The organism is Novosphingobium sp. (assembly GCF_031417815.1).
Classification (GTDB): Bacteria; Pseudomonadota; Alphaproteobacteria; order Sphingomonadales; family Sphingomonadaceae; genus Novosphingobium.
In genome coordinates this window covers 16,833-36,216 of record NZ_JANOWI010000032.1, presented here as the reverse complement: position 1 = coordinate 36,216, position 19,384 = coordinate 16,833, and the positions used below count along the sequence as shown (strand labels likewise).

The following is a 19,384-nucleotide window of genomic DNA, read 5'->3' as shown; positions in this document are numbered from 1 at the left end:
CCGGCTTGTTAACGGTAGTTTGGCTGCAACTGGCGCTGCTTGCGTTGACAACTGCTCCCGCCGTTTCGGCCGGCAGGGATGTGGTCGGCTATGAACTTGAAGGCGTGCGGTTTTCACCGGAAGAGCGCACCAGACTTAACGCTGCTGATGAGAGATTGCGCCGTGGTGTCGCTGCACTGGAGAGCGGAGATTGGACCACAGCCAGCTCTGAATGTGCGTTTGCACTTGGGACTTTCGAAAACGTTGGCTTGCCCGACCGCGGCAAGGTTGCGCCGACGTACCTTGCGGCGCGGATCTGCGTCGCCGATTCCAATGCGGCGATCGGCAATTGGGTCCGCGCATGCCACTTCTACAGGATAACGGGTTATCAGACGATGCGGATCCGCGATCCGAAAGTCGAATGCCAGAAACTTGAAGCGAAGAGAGAGGCGTCGATTGTCAGCCACGAAGATTTTCAGGCGGTATCTATCGAACTTGCTGACCAGATGAACCTCGTGATTGCCGCGCCTGAAGGGCCGCAGAAGCAAGCGCGCGCGGCTGAAATGGCTGGAATTTGCAATCGCATGGCCAGTTTGGCCCACGGCATACCCACTGCGACGGCCAAAGCCGGCTATTGCCGCGGCGTTATCGCATTTGTCGACGGAAAAGGCGGTCACGCGTGCGAAATCATGTTCACCAGTGCCCAAAACCTGCGCTCGGTCCTGTCCGAACCGATGCTCGATGAACAACGCCGGGATGGAGAAGACCTTGCTCGGGTATTGGCCACATACCGGCCCATCTGCAACAACATGGGCTATGTCTGGCCGGACTTGTCAGACGAATGGCCGTGGGAATAACGACGAAACGCATTCAGTGCGATTTCCGGCGCTGAGCGTGCTGGTTCCATCGCGGCGACGCAAGCGTACGGGACTTGCGCCGAGCCGCCCCGTTCCCTAGATGTTCGCCAGTGCAACCGCCTTTTGAATCCCCTTCCGACCCACTGCTCGATGGCCTCAACGCGCCCCAGCGCGAGGCGGTCCTGACCACCGAAGGCCCGGTGCTGATGCTCGCCGGGGCTGGCACCGGCAAGACCGCGGCGCTGACCGCGCGGTTGGCGCATATTGTGCGCAGCCGCCTCGCCTGGCCGAGCGAAATCCTGTGCGTCACCTTCACCAACAAGGCCGCGCGCGAAATGAAGGAGCGGGTCGGCAACCTGCTTGGGCCCGGCGTGGAAGGCCTGCCGTGGCTGGGCACATTCCATTCGATCGCGGCCAAGCTGCTGCGCCGCCATGCCGAACTGGTCGGGCTGCAATCGAACTACACGATCATCGATACCGACGATCAACTGCGCGTTTTGAAGCAGCTGATCCAGGCGGAGGGGCTCGATGACAAGCGTTGGCCCGCCAAGCTGCTGGCGCAGTGCATCGATCGCTGGAAGAACAAGGGACTGAACCCGCAGGATCTTTCGGCTGGCGATTCCGAAGCCTATGCCGATGGCCAGGGCCAGAAGTTCTACCGGCTTTATCAGGACCGGCTCAAAGCGCTCAACGCCTGCGATTTCGGTGATTTGCTGCTCCACATGCTCAACATTTTGCGGACCAATCGCGATATCCTGGCCCAGTACCAGCAGCGCTTCAAATACATCCTGGTCGACGAATATCAGGATACCAACCAGGTCCAGTACCTGTGGCTGCGACTGCTGGCGCAGGAGCGCAAGAACATCTGCGTGGTGGGCGATGACGATCAGTCGATCTATTCATGGCGCGGCGCAGAAGTGGCCAATATCCTCAAGTTCGAAAAAGATTTTCCGGGCGCCAAGGTGATCAAGCTGGAGCAGAATTATCGCTCTACACCGGATATTCTGGCGGCGGCATCGGGGCTGATCGACGCCAACAGCCAGCGGCTAGGCAAGACGCTGTGGACCGAACGGAACGGCGGCGACAAGGTCCGTGTGATCGGCGTGTGGGACGGGCCCGAGGAAGCGCGGCGGGTGGGTGAAGAGGCCGAACGGCTCGAGCGTGAAGGCGCTTCGCTGGCCGAAGTGGCAATCCTGGTGCGGGCCCAGTTCCAGACCCGCGAGTTCGAAGACCGCTTCATCGCGATCGGCCTGCCCTACAAGATCGTCGGCGGCTTCCGCTTTTACGAGCGCGCGGAAATTCGCGATGCTTTGGCCTATCTGCGCCTCATCAGCCAACCGAGCGACGACCTCGCGTTTGAGCGGATTTACAACAGCCCAAAACGCGGGCTGGGCGACAAGACGCTGGAAAAAATGCACCGACACGCCCGCGCCCGGGTGATCCCGCTCAGCCTGGCGGCGATCGAGATCGTCGATACCGATGAGCTGCCGGCTCGCGCCCGCAATACCTTGCTGTCGTTCATGCGCGATGTGGCGCGCTGGCGCGATGCGGCCAAAACGCTGTCACCGGCAGAACTTGCTCGCACCGTGCTCGATGAAAGCGGCTACTCCGCGATGCTGCAGGCCGAGAAGAGCGCGGAAAGCGCAGGCCGGCTCGAAAACCTGGCCGAACTTGCCCGCGCGATGGAAGAATACGAAGCGCTCGGCGATTTCCTCGAACACGTCAGTCTGGTGATGGACAACGAGGCGAATGACAGCGCCGAAAAGCTGACGATCATGACCATCCACGCCGCCAAGGGGCTGGAGTTTGACAATCTCTATCTGGTCGGCTGGGAAGAAGGCGTGTTTCCCAGCCAGCGGGCGATGGACGAAGGCGGGCTGGCCAGCCTCGAAGAGGAACGCCGCCTCGCCTACGTGGCAATTACCCGCGCGCGGCGGACCGCGACCATCCTCCACGCCGCCAACCGGCGGATCTACGGCCAGTGGACCAGTTCGATCCCCAGCCGCTTCATCGCCGATCTGCCGCCGGCGCATGTCGAACAGGAGACCACGCTTTCGGGCGGCGCGTCGCTGTGGCGTGCGCAGTGGAGCGAAGGCGCCGATCCGTTTGCCCATATCGCCAACCAGCCATCGCGGACCATGACCCGCGGCCCCGGCTGGCAACGCGCCGCTGCGCGCGATTATGACCCAGCCCCCAAACGCCTGCCCGAAGCCATCCGCTCCGCCGCCAGCTTCGCCGCCAAACCGCGCGGCGATGTTGGGGTGGGGGTGCGGGTGTTTCACGAAAAGTTCGGCTACGGCACAGTGACCGCGCAGGAAGGCAACAAGCTGGAGATCGCGTTTGAGACCGCCGGGCCGAAGCGGGTGATCGACAGCTTTGTGAAGCTGGCAGAATGATCAGTGCCGCATCGCCGGGGACCGCAGCAGCATCAGCAACATCCCGGCAAGCAGCGTAAAGCCTGCGCCGAACAGGAAAGTCGCGGCGGGCCCGGCCCAATCCCAGAGCAGCCCGGCGAGCACGCTGGCGGCCAGCATCGTGATACCACTGGCCAGATTGAACAGCCCGAACGCTGAACCGCGCAAGTCGTCGGGTGCGTGTTGGGCGACCAGCTGGGCAAGCAGCCCTTGCGTTAGCGCCATATGCACACCCCACAACGCAATGCCGGTAAAGACCGGCAGCAACCCTTGACCCAGCCCCAGAAGCAGGTCCGCCGCGATCAGGCTGGCCAGACCGAGAAACAACAACCGATGCGGGCCAGCACGATCGGCCATTGCCCCGGCCGGATAAGCACCGGCCGAATAGAACAGGTTCATGACCACAAGAACCAGCGGCGAAAGCAGTGGCGAAAGTCCGGAGGCATTCGCCTTCAGCACCAGGAACGCCTCGCTGAACCGCGCCATGGTTAGAACCATGCCGATTGCCGTCACTGCCCAGAACCCAGTCGGCAATGCCCGCAGATCGCCGAGCCGAAGCGGCGCCCGCGCCGGTTTGGGCCCTTGGGTGCGTTCGGCATCGCTGATACCCAGCAGTACCAGCACCACCGCCGCAGCACCGGGCAGAACGGCCCACCAGAACACCGCGCGCATATCACCCGAATAGAGCGCCATCAGGCCGATCGCGATCAGCGGGCCAAGAAAGGCCCCGACCGTATCGAGCGCCTGCCGCAATCCATAGGCACGCCCCCGGTTTTGGGGCGAAGTGACATCGGCAACCAGCGCATCGCGGGGCGCACCACGCAGCCCCTTGCCGATCCGGTCAATAAACCGCGCGCCCAGTACCGGGCCTGGCCCTCCGGCCAGCGCAAACAGCGGCTTGGACGCCGCACCAAGGCCATAACCCAGCAAGATCAGCGGCTTGCGCCGTCCCATCCGGTCTGATATATAGCCGGAAAATACCTTGGAAATTGATGCGGTCGCCTCGGCCACCCCGTCAATCATGCCAACCAGCGCGACGCTTGCCCCCAGCACCCCGGTCAGAAACAGCGGCATCAGCGCATGGATCATTTCAGACGAAATATCCATGAACAGGCTGACAAAGCCGAGTGTCCAGACGGTGCGGGGAATCGCTGGCCTGCGAACGGTGCGTGCGTTCATCGCAGGCCGCCGGGCAGAGGCTTGCTAAAGCGCCGAAACGCCAAGAAAGCTGGGGACCGGGCCGTTCCACACATCGCCGTCGCCATCGTCCGCCGCTTGGCGTTTGGGTTCGGGCCTGGGGGCCTTAGTGCCGTCGCGCCTGGGGCGATCCTGACGGGGCGCACGCGCTTCGCGGGGCGCGCGTTCTTCACGCGGCGCTGGTTCTGCTCGGGTCGCTGGTTCTTCGTGCGGTGCGCGTTCTGGCGGCGCCGCTTCGGCAGCTTCGGGCTTTGGCGCGCGCCGCGTTCGGGCAGGCCGTTCGGCGCGTTCCGGCTGTTCTTCGCTGCGCGGGGCAGGTTTTGCACCCTGGCCCACTTCGAACACGGTCAGCTTGCCGCCGGTCAGCTTTTCGACATTGGCGATCGCTTCGGCATCTTCAGGCGCGATCAGGGTGAAGGCGCGGCCGGTGGCGCCCGCGCGGCCGGTGCGGCCGACGCGGTGGACGTAATCATCCGGGTGCCACGGGGTGTCGAAGTTGAAGACGTGGCTAACGCCCTTCACATCAAGGCCGCGCGCGGCAACGTCCGAACAGCACAGGATGTTGATCGAACCGTCCTTGAACCGGTCAAGCTCGGCAATCCGGGCCGATTGATCCATATCGCCGTGGATTTCGCCAGCGGAAAAGCCGCTTTGCTTGAGGGCCTTGGCCAGATCGCGCACGGTGGTCTTGCGGTTGCAGAAGATCATCGCGGTCTTGACGTCGTCGGTCCGCAGCAGCTCTTTCAGCACGTCGCGCTTGACGCGGCTGGAAGCGACCGGAACCTTGAACTGGACGATCTGGGTGTTGGTCAACGCCGGACGCGCCACTTCAATGTACTTCGGATTGGTCAGGAACTTGTCGGCCAGTTTCTTGATTGGCGGCGGCATGGTTGCGCTGAACAGCAGGGTCTGGCGCTGGGCCGGAAGCTTGGAACAGATCGTTTCAATATCGGGGATGAAGCCCATGTCGAGCATCCGGTCGGCCTCATCGATCACCAGCAGATCGCAGCCGGTCAGCAGGATCTTGCCGCGTTCGAACAGGTCCATCAGCCGGCCCGGGGTAGCGATCAGCACGTCGACCCCGTCTTTCAGCGCTTTGACCTGATCGCCCATCTGCACGCCGCCGATCAGCAGCGCCATCTTGAGATCGTGGTTGACCCCGTAGAGCGCGAATTCATCGGCAACCTGGGCGGCCAGTTCGCGCGTCGGTTCAAGTATCAGGCTGCGCGGCATCAGCGCGCGGCGGCGGCCGTGGGCCAGAATGTCGATCATCGGCAGCACGAAGCTGGCGGTTTTGCCGGTGCCGGTTTGCGCCACACCGATGATGTCGCGCATCATCAGCACGCTGGGGATGGCCTGGGCCTGGATCGCAGTGGGCGTGTCATAGCCTTTGGCGGTGACCGCTGCGAGCAATTCGTCGGAAAGGCCGATATCGGCAAATTTCATGATGGTATGGTTGTCCGAAGTTGAGGGAGTCCCGGTTCACGCGCCCAATACATGCGCCGGATGGCCGGGCCATTGGCGCAAGAGCGCACGAAAGTCAAGAAAACGGTGCCGGGACCGGCCTAGTCGTCAAGCGGGACAAGTTCGCGAAAAGCGATCACCTGGCACTTGGCACCGCTGCGCGACATTAACGCATCTCGCTGCACACACATCTGCCCGTCGTCGGCGCGGTTGACGATCAGGCCTGAGTAGAACTGGCGCGCCTGGCATCCTTTTTCAAGCTGGGCGGTGATCAGCCTATCATCGCGCATGATCAGCAACAGCTTGTCGCCCGCCACCGGCTGGATCCCGGCGATCCCGCTTAACGGCACGCATTTGCCGAGCTTGCGTTCCATGAAGCGCGGCGATGCTTCGTCCATGAAGGGCACGCCCATCCGCGTTGGCGCGGGGCGCGGGTTGATGCGGATTGTTACGCGCTGTTCGATGCTGACTTGTTCGGCCACGGGCGGTGCGGCCGGACCAGGCACGGCGGCCGGCTCCAGCGGCGTTTCGACCATAGCGAACGCAGGGAACAGCAAGGCCAGAGGGGCCAGAAGATGGAGCGCCGGGTTCATTGCCGCTCCTCCCTAGCAGTGATCGTTGAACCATCGCTTAACCCCCGCACCGGGCGGGGGCTGGATAGCGGACGACGGCCATGGCATAGCAGGCCGCGATGATCCAGCCGGACCCGCCATTTTTGAACGCAGTCAAGGACCTGCTCGGCCCGCGCGGATTGCTCACCGATCCAGACCTGGTCGAACCGTGGCTGACCGACTGGCGCGGACGCTACACCGGCAAGGCCGCGGCGCTCGCCGCGCCGGCCAATGCGGCTGAGGTGGCGGCGCTGATGAAGCTGTGCAATGCCCACGGCGTGGCCGTTGTGCCACAGGGCGGCAATTCGGGGATGTCGGGCGGGGCAACCCCCGATGCCAGCGGCGCGCAAGTGCTGCTGTCCCTCCGCCGTCTTGCGACGATCGATGCGATCGATGTGGCTGCGCGCGAGGTAAACTGCGGCGCCGGGGTGATCCTTGAGCATCTCCACCAGGCGGCAGAGGCGGCGGGCCTTCGCTTTCCCCTCACCCTGGGCGGCAAGGGATCGGCCACGGTGGGCGGGCTGATCGCCACCAATGCCGGCGGCACCCAGGTTTTGCGCCACGGCACGATGCGCGCGCAGGTTGTGGGGCTTGAGGCAGTGCTGGCCGATGGTTCGCTATGGTCGGCGTTGACCCCGCTCAAGAAAGACAACCGCGGGTTCGATCTGAAGCAGCTGTTCATTGGCAGCGAAGGCACTCTGGGGATTGTGACCGCTGCGCGGCTGAAGCTGGTTCCGGCGATCGGTGCCCGGCAGGTGATCTGGGCCGGGCTAAGCTCAATTTCGGCGGCACGCAGCCTGCTCGAACTGTGCGAGGCGCGCTTTGGGCGCGCGCTTGAAGGATTCGAGGTTGTGCCGCGCGAATGCCTCGCCGCCGTGCTGGATCATCAGCCTCAGGCACGCGCGCCGCTGGCCGGGTCACATGCCTGGAACGCTTTGATCGAACTGGTCAGCGAGGATCCGGCTGCCGATCTTGCTGATCAGGCCACCGCCATGCTGGCAGCGGCGATGGAGCGCGCGCTGGTGGAAGACGCCACACTGGCCGCATCAGAAGCGCAGGCCGAGGCCTTTTGGGTCCTGCGCGATGCGATTTCTGCGGCGCTGCGCGGCAAGGGCGCGGCGATGCAGCACGATATTGCCGTGCCGGTGGCGCAGATGGCCGCATTTATCGCCATGGCAGTCCCCGCAGCCGAAGCAGCTTTTCCCGGCACGCGCGCTTTTGCGTTTGGCCATCTGGGCGATGGCAACGTGCACTTCCACGTCACCGCCCCGCCCGGCGCGGTGCGCGGTGAATGGGAAGTGGGCGAGGGCAAAGCGGTCAGCCGCATGGTGCACGACCTTGTGTCGCAATGGCATGGGACGATTTCGGCCGAGCACGGGATCGGCCAGATGAAGCGCGACGAACTGGGCCGACTGGGCGATCCGGTGGCGCTGGATCTGATGGCGCGGGTCAAGGCTGCGCTCGACCCGCAGGGTCTGCTCAATCCCGGTAAATTGCTGCCGCTTGCGCGCAAAGAGCCGAGCGACTAAACGCGCGGTTTCGCGCCGGGATGCCGGCATCGACTCGACTGCATACCGGAGATCAAACAATGGCCAGCGCGCCTCATGCCGCCAATCTGCCGATGTTCTACAAGGACCTCATGCCGCTCAACAGCCGCGACCACGCGGATTGGGCTGCCCGCACCACTGAAACTGCCAACTGGATGGTGGGCCAGCACGCGGTACCGCTGACGGCCGAGGAATTCGTTCACGCTTCGCGCCACTATCCGATCGTCTTCTCGATCTCGGAAAATCCGGTTCCGCTGGCGCTGATGGGCCTCAACGAAGGGGTGAACACCTTTTTCGACGATAACGGCAAACAACTCGAACCGGTTTATGTGCCGGCCTATGCGCGCCGCTATCCGTTCATGCTGGCCAAGCTTCAGCCCGATTCGGACGAATTGTCGCTGTGCTTTGACCCGACCAGCGATCTGGTTGGCGAATATCCCGATGGCAACAAGCTGTTCGTCGATGGCCAGCCCAGCGAAGCCTGCAACGCCACGCTCGAATTCTGCCGCAATTTCGAAGAGGCGGGCTTCCGCACCTCGGCGTTCGTCGAAGAACTGGTCAAGCATGACCTGCTGATGGACGGCGAAGTTTCGATCCAGCAGACCGGCAACGAAACTCCGTTCCTCTACCGCGGCTTCAAGATGATCGACCAGGAAAAGCTGCGCGAGCTGCGCGGCGATGTGCTGCGCGCGATGAACCAGAACGGCATGCTTGCCCTGGTTTTCGCGCACTTGTTCAGCCTTGAGCACATGAGTCAGGTCTTCGCGCGCCAGGTTGAGCAGGGCAAGGGGCCGATTCCCGCCTTGCCTGCAACCAACTGATCGCACTCAACGCGAATAGTTAACGGCGCGGTTCCGCTGATCGGCGGAATCGCGCCGTTTCTTTTGCGTGCGTCGGCAAGGCTTGAAAGTGCTTTGCGACCAGCCTATTTGTTAAGGGTCCTGTCGCGGCTTCCCTCATGGCCCGGCGGGGCAGGTGCACTTTGGTGCACCTCCTCCCTGAACCTTGGCCACCTCGTGCTTTTTGCACGAGGTGGTTTTTTCATTCTGCGGCACTGGCCCAACCTTGTGCGGTATCGATCCGGGCAAGATCGGCAACCTCGCCGGCCAGGCGTCGCACCAAACCGGTCAGCAGCTCTGCCATCGCATCGAACCCGGCGCCAGGATCAGCCAGCCGTGCATCGAGGTAGGTGCTGCGATCGATCTCGATCTGCAGCGCATGAAGCCCTTCTTCGGGTTTGGCATGGCGTTCAAGCACATAGCCGCCGGCATAGGGCCGGTTGTGCGCCGCGCCGCGCCGCTGCTCCGCAAAATAGCTGAAACAGCTTGCTACCAGCCGGCCGTGGCAGGTTGCACCAAACCGGTCGCCCAGCACAAAATCCGGACCCGGCAGACCGCCGCGATCGCCCAGTGGCGGCATCGAATGGAGATCAAGCAGCAGCGCTGCACCCCAGCGTTCGCGCAGCGTTGCCAGCGATACGGCCAGGCAGGCGTGATAGGGCTCGTGGATCTGATCGATCCGCGCGGCCAGATCCTCCTCATCGTGGCGGCGCTTCCACAGTTCGCCCAGACCCGGCAAGCGGCGCGGGATCAGGCCCAGCCCGCTGCGCACGCGGATCCCGGGGGTATAGCAACCCACGCCATCGGGCCGGCCGCGCGCGAACATGTCCCAATCGACATCCTCGTGCCCGCGGTTGAGGTCGATCATCGCCCGCGGCGCATGCGCCACCAGCAGCGCCGCGCCGGTATCGCGGGCCACACGTTCGGCCAGCCGGTCGACATAACGGTCTTCCAGTTTGAGCGCGGCAAAGCCGGGGTTGCGCATCCGTTCTAGCAAGGTCCCGGGATAGGCCCGGCCGGCATGCGGCACGGCCAGCAACACCGGCACGGCCGACGGCTGGGGTGCCAGTAGCGAAAAGGCCGACAGGCCGCCGCTACCGGGGATCGAGCCCCCCTCGGTACGCGGCGAATCGGCTTGACTGGCTGGGCGGTCATCCATCGCATTTGACTGGCCTGAAGCGCCGCGCGTGTCAAAGTGCGACGGGGCCAAAAACAGGCAGGATTGTTAACCTGGTTGGTGTACGAAGAGGCCAAGCTCATAACCGGCGCTGCACAAAGGGCGCTTTGATGGAAGATCGGGACGAACCGCACATGATCCGCATCCTGCTTGCCGAAGACGAGGCGGCCATGCGCACCTATCTGGCCCGCGCGCTGGAAAACGCCGGCTATGAAGTGGTGGCCGTGGATCGCGGCACGGCGGCAATTCCCTATTTGCAGGAATACCATTTCGACCTGCTGCTTTCGGACATCGTCATGCCCGAAATGGACGGCATCGAACTGGCCCAGCGCTGCGCCGAAATCAGCCCGAAGACCAAAGTGATGTTTATCACCGGGTTTGCCGCCGTCACGCTGAAAGCCAGCCGCGAGGCACCGCAAGCCAAGGTGCTGTCCAAGCCGTTTCACCTGAAAGACCTGGTGCTGGAAGTGGAGCGGATGTTCGGCCAGCAGGCGCAGGCTTCGATCTAGGCCCAAGTCTGGGGTTGCATTGCGCAAGTCGCGCAGCTAATGGCGCTCCCCTGCCCGGGGCGACGGCCTCGGGCAGAACCTGAATGGTGCGGGCGTATAGCTCAGTGGTAGAGCACTATGTTGACATCGTAGGGGTCGCAAGTTCAATCCTTGCTACGCCCACCATTCACGAAAAAGGCCCCGGTTCCCCGGGGCCTTTTTCGTTGTAACGGGGTCCTCTCCATTTTCACGAAGTGCAAATGGGGAGGTGGCAGCGCGAAGCGCTGACGGAGGGGTATCGAGGCTGGCGTCAAAGCCCCTCCGTCTGGGCCTTTCGGCCCATCCACCTCCCCATTTGTGGCATTCGCCAAAAACGGAGAGGAACTTGGTCTGGTTACTTCCCCTGCCAGTTGGGCTTGCGCTTTTCGGCAAAGGCGAGCGAACCTTCGCGGGCATCCGCACTGGAGAAGACCGGGGCAATATAGCTTGCCTGCTTTTGCCACATTTCGGCTTCGCTCCATTCGTGCGAATCGCGGATGATCGCCTTGGACGCGATCAGCGCCAGCGGGCCGTTGGCGGCGACCGCACGGGCCAGTTCCTTGGCGCCGTCGATCGAAGGCCCATCGACCACCCGGTTGACGAAGCCCAATTCGTAAGCGCGCGCTGCATCGATGAAATCGCCGGTCAGCGCCAGTTCCATCGCGATCCGCGGCGGGATCTGGCGCGGCAACTTGATCAGGCCCCCCGCTGCAGCGGCAAGGCCGCGCTTGGCTTCGGGGATGCCGAACTTCGAGGCGGCATTGGCGACGATCAGATCGCAGCTCAGCGCCAGTTCCATACCGCCGGCCAAGGCATAGCCGTCAACCGCGGCGATCACCGGCTTCTTGGGGGTCCATTCGGACAATCCCCCGAAACCGCGCCCTTCGATGCTCGGCCGTTCGCCGCGCAGGAAGCCCTTTAGGTCCATGCCCGAACAGAAGGTGCCGCCCGCGCCGGTCAGGATTGCGCAGCGCAGATCGTCTTCGGCATCAAGCCGGTCCATCGCAGCGGCAATGCCTTCGGCCTGGGCCTTGTTCATTGCGTTCTTGGCTTCGGGCCGGTTCATGGTGACGATCAGGACGCCGTCTTCGACTTCGGTCAGGACTGGGTTTTCATCGCTCATGCCGTTGATCCTCTCGCTTAGCATTTAACCGAACGATTAAAGCCCCGTTGCCCCCGCGTCCAGCCCTTACTTGCGCAGGCCAATCGCTCTGCTAAGGGGGTGGAAATCTCCCCCGGAGCGACGGACAAGCACATGGCCAAAATCAAGGTAAAGAACCCCGTTGTCGAACTTGATGGTGACGAAATGACGCGCATCATCTGGCAGTGGATCCGCGAACGGCTGATCCTGCCCTATCTCGATATCGATCTGAAGTATTACGATCTGAGCGTCGAAAAGCGCGACGAAACCAACGACAAGATCACGGTCGATTCGGCCAATGCGATCAAGCAGTACGGTGTTGGCGTGAAGTGCGCCACGATCACGCCTGATGAAGACCGGGTAAAGGAATTCGGCCTCAAGAAAATGTGGAAAAGCCCCAACGGCACGATCCGCAACATCCTGGGCGGGGTGGTGTTTCGCGAGCCGATCGTGATGCAGAACGTACCCCGGCTGATCCCGGGCTGGACCGATCCGATCGTGGTTGGCCGCCATGCCTTTGGCGATCAATACAAGGCGACCGATTTCGTGGTCCCCGGCCCCGGCAAGCTGCGGCTGATCTGGGAAGGCGACGATGGCAGCAAGATCGATGAGGAAGTGTTCCACTACCCATCGCCTGGCGTTGCGCTGGCGATGTACAATCTTGACGATTCGATCCGCGATTTCGCCCGCGCCAGCTTCAATTATGGCCTTGGCCTAGGCTGGCCGGTGTATCTTTCGACCAAGAACACCATCCTCAAGGCCTATGACGGGCGCTTCAAGGATCTGTTCGCCGAAGTGTTCGATACCGAAGGCTTCAAGGAAAAGTTCGCCGCCGCCGGGATCGTTTACGAACACCGCCTGATCGATGACATGGTCGCATCCGCGCTCAAATGGTCGGGCAAGTTCGTCTGGGCCTGCAAGAACTATGATGGCGATGTGCAATCGGATCAGGTTGCGCAGGGCTTTGGCAGCCTCGGTCTGATGACCTCGGTGCTGATGACGCCCGATGGCCATACCGTCGAAGCCGAAGCCGCCCATGGCACCGTCACCCGCCACTACCGCCAGCACCAGCAGGGCAAGGCGACCAGCACCAACCCGATTGCCAGCATCTTCGCCTGGACCCGGGGGCTGATGTATCGCGGCAGGTTCGACGGTACCCCCGATGTGGTGAAGTTCGCCGAAACGCTGGAAAAGGTCTGCATCGATACCGTGGAAAGCGGCAAGATGACCAAGGATCTGGCGATCCTGATCGGCCCCGATCAGGCCTGGTTGACCACCGAGGGCTTCTTCGAAGCGATCGTCGAAAACCTCGAAACGGCGATGGCCGACGGAATGTAGCCGTCCCTGCCCCGCGACAACGCGAAGCCCCCGCCGCCGTGCGGGGGTTTTTCGTTTCAGGCCATGGGGCTGCGCACATGTTCGCGGCGAAAGCCCAGACCGATAAGCCGCCCGGGCAGGCGCTGCAGCAACGGAACGGTGTTTAGCAGGCGCAACGGCCAGGGCGGCGTGGAAGATACAATCTTCCCCGCCAGCAACGGCGCCAGCACCCGTTCGTGCGCGGCGCGCTGACCGGCCTGGATCAGCCGTGTCGGCAGCATCCGCCGCTTTTGCACCCGCGCCAGCAGCGGATCGGGATCGGCTCCCAGGCTGATCGGCGCGGCCAGCACATTGGCTGCACAGACCGCGTCCTGGATCGCCAGGTTGATTCCCACTCCGCCCACCGGGCTCATCGCATGGGCCGCATCGCCGATCGCCAGCAGACCCGGGCGGTGCCAGGTGGTCAGCCGGTCGAGCGAAACGGTCAGCAGCTTGACTGCATCGAAATCTGGCAAGGCCGCTGCAAGGTCCCCCAGCACCGGGGCGGCCGCTTCAACCCGGCGGCGGAAGGCGGCGATGCCTTCGGCGCGGATCGTATCGGCCTGCCCCTTGGCCAGCAACAGCGCGCATTGCCAGTAATTGCCGCGATCGATCTGGACCAGCAAGGTCTGCCCCCTGATCGAACCACGCAGCAGGCTGCCTGCAGCCCGTTTCGGCACGGCAAACCAGAACACGTCGATCGGCGCGCCAAGGTCTTCAAGCGGGAGCATCGCGCCGTGCCGGACGATCGAACCACGCCCGTCAGCGGCGATCACCAGCTTGCGCGCTTCGATTGCCTCACCGCCGGCCAAGGTCACGCCGGCAATGCGTCCGTCCGCGGCGGTGAAACCGGTCACCTCGGCGTCCATGCGCAGATGGAAAGACGGGAAGGCCGCAGCCTCGTCCATCAGGAAGTCGAGGAAGTCCCACTGCGGCATCATCGCAATGAACGGCGCTGGCGTAGCGAGGTGCGAGAGATCGCCGATTTTCAGCAAGGTGCCGTTGAATTCGATTTCCGCCCCATCAATCCGGTGATGCGGACGCTGCAGGAACCGCTCCAGCATGCCGAGCTCGGCAAGGATCTCCATGGTCGATGGGTGGACCGTATCGCCGCGGAAATCGCGCAGGAAATCGCCGTGCTTTTCCAGCACCAGCACATCCACCCCGGCCCGCGCAAACAGCAGCCCAGCCAGCATGCCGGCCGGGCCGCCGCCAGCGATGACGAGGTCAGCCGCGGCTTTCACCGCGCCGCCGATCGCGCCAACGCGCGTTTTTGCGGCCGGAGAAAAGGTTCAGACCGCCGGGCACGTGTTGGCGTCCGGGCCGACCATCAGGCTCGATCCGTCGCTCTCGGTGGTTTCGATCCGGATCTTGATGCCTTCATCGAACAGCGATGCACCCTGTTCGCAAAAGCCGGTCAGGAACCGGTCGCTGAGTTGATCGGCGCTCTGATCCTTACGCCAACCCGCCGGACCATCCACCCGCAGCACCAGCACTTCACCTTCGGCCTTGATCGAAACGACGGTGAATTCACCACCTTCCTGCGGGCCGACCATGAACTGCATGTAGTCGGCCATCTGCGTCACCATTTCGCTGGCCTTGCTGGCCAGGGCCGGCGTCGCAAAAATCAGCCCGAGGCTTGCCGCGGCAATGACCATGCTCTTCTTCAACATCGAGAAACCCCTCTTTCTCCAGTCACTAGTGCCAAGTTTGAGCCATACGGCCCGCGCGGTCAAGCTGGGGGCTGCGTGACAGCGTGCCCGTCAGTCTCTAGGGAGCCGGGATGGCCGGCCCAACCGAAATTGTCTCCACATCCTCACTCAGCGACGCGCTGGTGATCCTGGGCGCAGCCGGGATCGTCATCCCGCTGTTTTCCCGGATCCGCATATCGCCGGTGATCGGGTTCATCCTGGTCGGCATACTGGTCGGCCCGTTCGGGCTGGGCCAAGCGGTTGCGGCGCAGCCCTGGCTCGGTTGGGTGACGATCAGCGATCCGGCGCGGCTGGGTCCCTTTGCCGAATTCGGGATCATCCTGTTGCTGTTTTCGGTCGGTCTGGAACTGTCGTTCAAGCGGCTTTGGGCAATGCGCAGCGATGTCTTCGGGCTTGGTTCGAAAGAGCTGCTGCTCAGCGCCTTGCTGATCGGACTGGGGCTGACCACGCTGGGCAATTCGGTGCCGACCGCGCTGGCGCTGGGGCTGGCACTGGCACTGTCCTCGACCGCCCTGGTGCTCAAGATCGCTGACCCCAAGACTCCGGTCGGACGTTCGGCGCTGGCGATGTTGCTGCTTGAAGATATCGCGCTGGTGCCGATCATCTTCCTCCTCGGCGCGATGGGCCGGGGCGATGAGGCCAGCGATGCGAGCGAGATCCTGCGCACGCTGGGGCTTGGCGCACTGGTGGTGATCGCGCTGCTGGGCGCAGGCCGGTTTATCCTGCCGCGGCTGTTCGATCAGGCGGCCCGGACCAAGAGCCCGGAACTGTTCTTTGCCGCCAGCTTGCTGGTGGTGCTGCTGGCCTCGCTGGCGACCGGTGCGGTGGGGCTTTCGCCGATCGTCGGCGCGCTGATTGCGGGGCTGTTGATTGCCGAAACCGATTATCATGCGGAAGTCGAGGCAACGATCGCCCCGTTCAAGGGCCTCGCGCTGGGGGTGTTCCTGATCACCGTGGGGATGAGCCTTGACCTAGGCATGGTCTGGGACCGGCTGGGCGAGGTGTTGCTGGCGACCGCGCTGGTGCTGATTGCCAAGGCGCTGGTCACCGGCTTCCTGCTCCACCGCTCTGGCGCGCGGCCCGGCACCGCAACCGAAGCCGGTATCCTGTTGGCCAGCCCATCGGAAACCACCCTGATCGTGCTGGGCGCGGCTGAGGCAGCCCGGTTGATCAATCCCGATGCCGCACAGTTCTGGGAAATCGTCACCGCGCTTGGCATGACGGTAACGCCGATCCTGGCGGTGCTGGGCCGGTCGCTGGGCCGCCGGGTGGACCGGGCCAACGCCGGCGCTGGCGACGAGCACCTGGCCGAGCCGCACGCCATTGTCATCGGCGCAGGCCGCGTCGGCCGGCTGGTGGCCGAAATGTTGCGCGAACATGGCCTGCCGTTCGTGGTGGTCGATGCCGACCCCGAAGCGGTGAAGACCGCGCGCGAAGCCGGTGTTGCCGCACGCTATGCCGATGCCGCGCGGCCCGGCGCGCTCGACCGGCTCGGTCTGGCCGATGCCACGGCCGTTATCCTGACCATGGACCAGCCGATCCCCGCGCAGCGGCTGGTGCGCAGCTTGCGCGAAGCGCGCGCCGACCTGCCGATCATTGCCCGCGCCCGCGATGCCAGCCATGCCGCCGCGCTTTACCGCGCCGGGGCCAGCCACGCAGTGCCCGAAACACTGGAGAGCTCGTTGCAACTGAGCGAAGCGGTGCTGGTTGACCTTGGCGTGGCAATGGGCCCGGTGATCGCAAGTATCCACGAAAAGCGCGATGAAATGCGCGCCCAGATCATGGAAGAGGGCGAACTGGATCAGAAGCCGAAGCTAAAAAGCGCGAGTTTGCGGGAACGGGAAACTTAGGTCCTTTCCATTTTTGGCATATGCCACAAATGGGGAGGATTTTGAGGAGCTAGCCCGCCAGCACAGCCTTCACCGCCGCGATTGCTTCTGCTGCCTTGCTGCCATCCGGCCCGCCGCCTTGCGCCATATCGGCGCGGCCGCCGCCGCCCTGCCCGCCCAGCGCGGCAACCCCGGCGCGGACCAGATCGACCGCGCTGATCGTGCCGGTCAGATCGTCGGTAACCGCCGCAGCAATGCTGGCCTTGCCGTCACTGACCGCAACGATCGCAGCGACGCCGGAGCCAAGCCGCTGTTTGGCGACATCAAGCAGCCCGCGCAGGTCCTTGGGATCGAGCCCTTCGAGCACCTGGCCGGAGAACTTGACCCCGCCAACCTCTTCATCCGCAGCATCGGCCTTGGCCCCGCCGCCGCCCAGTGCCAGCGCCTTCTTGGCGTCAGCCAGTTCGCGTTCCAGCCTTTTGCGTTCATCGAGCAGCGCGGCAACGCGGCTAACAACATCGTCGGGCGTGGTCTTGAGCAGGCTGGCGGCGCCTTTCAGCGCGTCCTCGCGGCTGACCAGCCACTGGCGCGCGCCTTCGCCGGTCAGCGCCTCGATCCGGCGCACACCTGAGCTGACCGCGCTTTCGCTGATGATCCGGAACAGGCCGATATCGCCCAGCGCGCGAACATGCGTTCCGCCGCACAGTTCGGTTGAAAAGGCACGCGTTTCGCCGTGACCCATTGACAGCACGCGCACTTCATCGCCGTATTTCTCGCCGAACAGCGCCATCGCCCCGGCCTCGATCGCCTCGTCCGGGCTCATCAGGCGGGTTACTACCGGTTCGTTGCCGCGAATTTGCGCGTTCACTGCGGCTTCGATCACCGCCAGATCCTCGGCCGTCAGCGCGGCAGGATGCGAATAATCGAACCGCAGCCGATCGGGTGCAACCAGCGAGCCCTTCTGCGTCACGTGGGTCCCAAGCCGGTCGCGCAGCGCCTGATGGAGCAAGTGCGTGGCCGAATGGTTGGCGCGGGTCGCATCGCGGCGCGCGACATCGATGTCGAGCTTGACCGTATCGCCCAGCTTGACCGTGCCAGCCTGGATCACGCCATGATGGGCATGCAGCCGGCCCAGCGGCTTGCCGGTATCGGTAACCGCAAGGGCAAAGCCGTCCGCGCCGACAATCGTGCCAGCATCGCCCATCTGTCCGCCGCTTTCACCGTAAAACGGCGTCTGGTTGACGATCACGGACACGCTGTCACCTGCCGCCGCGCTGACCACTTCCTTGCCATCCTTGACCAGCGCCAGCACTTGCGCCTCGGCGGTGGTGGCGGTGTAGCCGGTGAATTCAGTGGCTCCGGCGCGTTCGGCAATATCGTACCACACCTCGTCATCGGCAGCCTGCCCGCTGCCCTTCCACGCAGCGCGTGCGGCGGCTTTCTGCTGATCCATCGCCGCGTCAAAGCCGGCCCGGTCCACCCCGATCCCGCGCGCGCGCAAAGCATCTTCGGTCAGGTCATAGGGGAAACCGAACGTATCGTAGAGCTTGAACGCGGTTTCGCCCGGCAGCTCGGCGCCTTCGCCCATGCCGCCGGTCGCCTCATCCAGCAACTTCAGGCCATTGGCTAGCGTGCGGCGGAACTGCACTTCCTCGCGCTGCAGGGTTTCCTCGATCAGCGGCTGCGCACGGCCCAGTTCGGGATAGGCCTGGCCCATTTCGGCAACCAATGCGCCGACCAGCCGATGCATCAGGGGATCCTTGGCGCCCAGCAGGTGCGCATGGCGCATCGCCCGGCGCATGATCCGCCGCAGCACATAACCGCGCCCCTCGTTTGAAGGCAGCACACCATCGGCCAGCAGGAAGCTGGTGGAGCGCAAGTGATCGGCGATCACGCGGTGGCTGGCCTGGTTTTCGCCTTCGGCCTTGACGCCGGTCAGGCTTTCAGACGCGGCGATCAGCGCCTTGAAGGTATCGGTATCGTAATTGTCATGCACGCCCTGAAGCACCGCGGCGATGCGTTCCAGCCCCATCCCGGTATCGATGCTGGGCTTGGGCAGCGCGGTGCGGGTGCCATCCGCGCTTTGTTCAAACTGCATGAACACCAGGTTCCAGATCTCGATGAACCGGTCGCCATCCTCATCGGGCGATCCTGGCGGACCGCCGGGGATGTGTGCGCCGTGGTCATAGAAGATTTCGCTGCACGGGCCGCAGGGACCAGTATCGCCCATCGACCAGAAATTGTCCGAGGTGGGGATGCGGATGATCCGTTCTTCGGGCAGGCCGGCAATCTTGCGCCACAGATCGAAGGCTTCGTCGTCGGTGTGATAGACCGTCGCGGTCAACCTATCCGGTGCCAGGCCCCATTCCTTGGTCAGCAGGGTCCAGGCGTGGGTGATCGCCTGTTCCTTGAAATAGTCGCCAAAACTGAAGTTGCCGAGCATCTCGAAAAAGGTGTGGTGCCGCGCGGTGTAGCCGACATTATCGAGATCGTTGTGCTTGCCCCCGGCGCGCACGCACTTCTGACTGGAGGCGGCGCGGGGCGTGGCGCGGTTTTCAATACCGGTAAAGACGTTCTTGAACGGGACCATCCCGGCGTTGACGAACATCAGCGTCGGATCATTGAACGGCACCAGCGGCGCCGATTGCACGACATCATGCCCGGAATGGCCGAAATAATCGAGGAACGAGCGGCGGATTTCGTTGGTCGAAGTCATAACCTGCGCCGATAGTGC

General features: G+C 63.7%; 15 protein-coding genes and 1 tRNA gene. 8 read left to right on the top strand and 8 right to left on the bottom strand.

Annotated features, from left to right (window positions below):
* Positions 1-836: hypothetical protein (locus RMN99_RS08185; RefSeq protein WP_309622813.1), on the top strand; the 836-nt coding region annotated here is incomplete at its 5' end.
* A gap of 110 nt (positions 837-946) precedes the next feature.
* On the top strand, positions 947-3,232 hold the full coding sequence (locus RMN99_RS08180; RefSeq protein ID WP_309622812.1) for a UvrD-helicase domain-containing protein: 2,286 nt from the start codon (positions 947-949) through the stop codon (positions 3,230-3,232).
* Here the strand turns inward: RMN99_RS08180 and RMN99_RS08175 are convergent, their stop codons facing one another.
* From RMN99_RS08175 to RMN99_RS08165, 3 genes are all read right to left on the bottom strand, one after another.
* Entirely contained in the window at positions 3,233-4,429 is a 1,197-nt protein-coding gene (locus RMN99_RS08175; RefSeq protein WP_309622811.1) for an MFS transporter, read from the bottom strand. It lies immediately after the preceding gene.
* A 24-nt stretch (positions 4,430-4,453) separates the two neighbouring features.
* Positions 4,454-5,893: a DEAD/DEAH box helicase gene (locus tag RMN99_RS08170; protein WP_309622810.1), complete on the bottom strand. Its 1,440-nt coding sequence runs from the start codon at positions 5,891-5,893 to the stop codon at positions 4,454-4,456.
* Positions 5,894-6,012: 119 nt separating this feature from the next.
* The gene (locus tag RMN99_RS08165; protein WP_309622809.1) at positions 6,013-6,504 is read right to left on the bottom strand and encodes a hypothetical protein; all 492 of its coding nucleotides are present in this window, start codon (positions 6,502-6,504) and stop codon (positions 6,013-6,015) included.
* A 98-nt stretch (positions 6,505-6,602) separates the two neighbouring features.
* Here RMN99_RS08165 and RMN99_RS08160 point away from each other — a divergent pair, with 98 nt between their 5' ends.
* A complete protein-coding gene (locus RMN99_RS08160; RefSeq protein WP_309622808.1) occupies positions 6,603-8,051 on the top strand; it encodes an FAD-binding oxidoreductase in 1,449 nt (482 codons plus the stop codon).
* Between the two features lie 59 nt (positions 8,052-8,110).
* Positions 8,111-8,890, top strand: coding sequence for a SapC family protein (locus tag RMN99_RS08155; RefSeq protein ID WP_309622807.1), 780 nt, complete (start codon positions 8,111-8,113; stop codon positions 8,888-8,890).
* A 220-nt stretch (positions 8,891-9,110) separates the two neighbouring features.
* Here RMN99_RS08155 and RMN99_RS08150 read toward each other — a convergent pair whose 3' ends face one another.
* Positions 9,111-10,067 (bottom strand): N-formylglutamate amidohydrolase, encoded by a 957-nt coding sequence (locus RMN99_RS08150; RefSeq protein WP_309622806.1) that lies wholly within the window; start codon positions 10,065-10,067, stop codon positions 9,111-9,113.
* Positions 10,068-10,219: 152 nt separating this feature from the next.
* On the opposite strand from RMN99_RS08150, the gene cpdR reads away from it, so the two are divergent.
* The gene (gene cpdR, locus RMN99_RS08145; protein WP_309622815.1) at positions 10,220-10,594 is read left to right on the top strand and encodes a cell cycle two-component system response regulator CpdR; all 375 of its coding nucleotides are present in this window, start codon (positions 10,220-10,222) and stop codon (positions 10,592-10,594) included.
* A gap of 90 nt (positions 10,595-10,684) precedes the next feature.
* A tRNA-Val gene (locus tag RMN99_RS08140) sits at positions 10,685-10,759 on the top strand.
* A 208-nt stretch (positions 10,760-10,967) separates the two neighbouring features.
* Here the strand turns inward: RMN99_RS08140 and RMN99_RS08135 are convergent.
* Positions 10,968-11,735: a crotonase/enoyl-CoA hydratase family protein gene (locus RMN99_RS08135; RefSeq protein ID WP_309622805.1), complete on the bottom strand. Its 768-nt coding sequence runs from the start codon at positions 11,733-11,735 to the stop codon at positions 10,968-10,970.
* Positions 11,736-11,867: 132 nt separating this feature from the next.
* On the opposite strand from RMN99_RS08135, the gene RMN99_RS08130 reads away from it, so the two are divergent.
* Entirely contained in the window at positions 11,868-13,091 is a 1,224-nt protein-coding gene (locus RMN99_RS08130) for an NADP-dependent isocitrate dehydrogenase (RefSeq protein WP_309622804.1), read from the top strand.
* A gap of 56 nt (positions 13,092-13,147) precedes the next feature.
* Here the strand turns inward: RMN99_RS08130 and RMN99_RS08125 are convergent, their stop codons facing one another.
* Both RMN99_RS08125 and RMN99_RS08120 read right to left on the bottom strand, forming a co-directional pair.
* A complete protein-coding gene (locus RMN99_RS08125; RefSeq protein ID WP_309622803.1) occupies positions 13,148-14,353 on the bottom strand; it encodes an FAD-dependent oxidoreductase in 1,206 nt (401 codons plus the stop codon).
* Positions 14,354-14,401: 48 nt separating this feature from the next.
* The gene (locus RMN99_RS08120) at positions 14,402-14,782 is read right to left on the bottom strand and encodes a hypothetical protein (protein WP_309622802.1); all 381 of its coding nucleotides are present in this window, start codon (positions 14,780-14,782) and stop codon (positions 14,402-14,404) included.
* A 110-nt stretch (positions 14,783-14,892) separates the two neighbouring features.
* Here RMN99_RS08120 and RMN99_RS08115 point away from each other — a divergent pair, with 110 nt between their 5' ends.
* A complete protein-coding gene (locus RMN99_RS08115; RefSeq protein ID WP_309622801.1) occupies positions 14,893-16,671 on the top strand; it encodes a cation:proton antiporter in 1,779 nt (592 codons plus the stop codon).
* Positions 16,672-16,720: 49 nt separating this feature from the next.
* Here the strand turns inward: RMN99_RS08115 and alaS are convergent, their stop codons facing one another.
* The gene (gene alaS, locus RMN99_RS08110; RefSeq protein ID WP_309622800.1) at positions 16,721-19,366 is read right to left on the bottom strand and encodes an alanine--tRNA ligase; all 2,646 of its coding nucleotides are present in this window, start codon (positions 19,364-19,366) and stop codon (positions 16,721-16,723) included.
* Between the last annotated feature and the right edge of the window lie 18 nt (positions 19,367-19,384).